Source organism: Poseidonocella sp. HB161398, from assembly GCF_005870025.1.
Classification (GTDB): Bacteria; Pseudomonadota; Alphaproteobacteria; order Rhodobacterales; family Rhodobacteraceae; genus Mangrovicoccus.
In genome coordinates this window covers 1-1751 of sequence record NZ_VATA01000204.1, presented here as the reverse complement: position 1 = coordinate 1751, position 1751 = coordinate 1, and the positions used below count along the sequence as shown (strand labels likewise).

At 63.0% G+C, this 1751-nt stretch carries 1 protein-coding gene and 1 pseudogene; both read left to right on the top strand.

Annotated elements, in window-relative coordinates:
- Positions 1-196, top strand: a pseudogene (locus FGX59_RS36730) (IS21 family transposase); the annotation flags it as partial.
- 181 nt (positions 197-377) lie between these two features.
- On the top strand, positions 378-1751 hold a 1374-nt coding region (locus FGX59_RS36725; RefSeq protein ID WP_138473462.1), incomplete at its 3' end, for a hypothetical protein.

Below are 1751 nucleotides of genomic sequence, written 5' to 3'. Positions count from 1 at the left end.
GCAGATCTTCGTCGGGGTGCTCGGCGCCTCGAGCTACACCTATGTCGAGGCGGTCTGGACACAGGGCCTGTCCGACTGGATCGGCGCCCATGTCCGGATGCTGGAGTTCTTCGGCGGCGTGCCCGCGCAGCTGGTCTGCGACAACCTCCGGGCAGGCATCGCCAGGGCCTGCTTCCACGAGCCGAAGGTCAACCGTCCGCTTCGTCACCCGGAACAACTGCGCCATCCCGGCCGCCGCGAGGCCACCTCCGCAGGGAGCGGCGGCCAAAGCGCGCATTGATCCAACCTGTTCTTCGAGTTTAACCGTGAATTAATTAACTTTAATGCGAATCTAGCCAGGCAGGCGCAGAAGCCTCCCGTAGCGAACAGGATATTCCATGACGACAGAGTACATTGTCACCGATGAGACCATTGACCTGCTGACCGGCAGTTTCGGCTCCGTAGGAAATAGCAACAACTACGGCTCGGTCGTACTGGCGGATGGCACCATCGTGCATATCAGCACAGCGCGGATCGATGGCAGTTACTCGATCTCGGCACTGATCCGGCCCGCGGGAGGGACCTGGGCGGACAGCTTAACGGAGCTCGTTGCGAAATCCTCGACCTCCAGCCCTCCCATGTCCGTCGAGGCGACGGCCCTCTCGGGCGGCGGCTTCTTCGTGACCTGGAACAGCTACGATTCCGCGACCGGGCTCTATTCGCTGACCGGCCAGGCCTTCAACGCCGATGGCAGTGCAGCAGCGGATCCCGTGGTGATCGGTGCCAGCTCCAACAACATCTGGAACAACGCCGATCTCGAGGAACTGTCGGACGGACGGCTGGTCGCGGCCTGGCATGCCAGCACCAACGACAATGCCGGCATCAACCAGCATGACGGCCGCTACGGCGCCTACGGCCGGATCCTCGAGGCGGACGGAACTCCGGCCGGGGACAGCTTCGAGATCGACGCCTTCAACGACGACGTGGGCACGGAGGCCATCGGCTACAACGACCGCATTTTCGATCCCGATCTGGTGGCGCTGGAGGACGGGACCTTCCTGGCCACATGGTGGGAAATCGACCGCAGCCCCACGCAAGGCTACTTCAGCAGCGATGACAACATCCATGCCCAGCTCTTCGCGGCCGATGGCAGCCAGGTCGGCGGCGATATCGAGATCATGGACGGCAGAGACATCATGCTGAACAGCGACACGGGCATTACCGACACGGACATCCGCGATCCTGCCGCCGCCTCGCAGGCCGATGGCGGAACGCTGATCGTGGCGCGGCAGGCCTTCAATTACTATGCCCGCTTCCGCGCTGCCGACGGCACGCTCTCGGACTACATGCTGCTCGACGATTTCTACGATTCCGACACGCGGAACACCGATATGCTGGATGATATCACCGTCGCGGCGCTCGGCGACGGGCGCTATCTTGCCGCCTGGACGCGCTACGTGACCGATGACCAGGAACGCGTGGTCAACTCGCTGATCCAGGGGCAGTATTTCTCGTCCGACGGGACGCGCGAAGGCAGCATCGTAACGCTGGCTGAGGGCGGCTACACTTATGACGGCGGGACCTCCTCGTACACCTACTGGTACAGTGACCCCGAGATCGAGGCGCTGCCCGGCGGCGGCTTCGTGCTGGACCTCTTCGCTCCGATCGCCAATGTCGATCCGGTCTATGTCTTCGATGTCGACGACACGATCATTACCGGCACGCCGGAGGCGGACGTGCTGCAGGGCGGCTGGAAATCCGAGACCTACTAC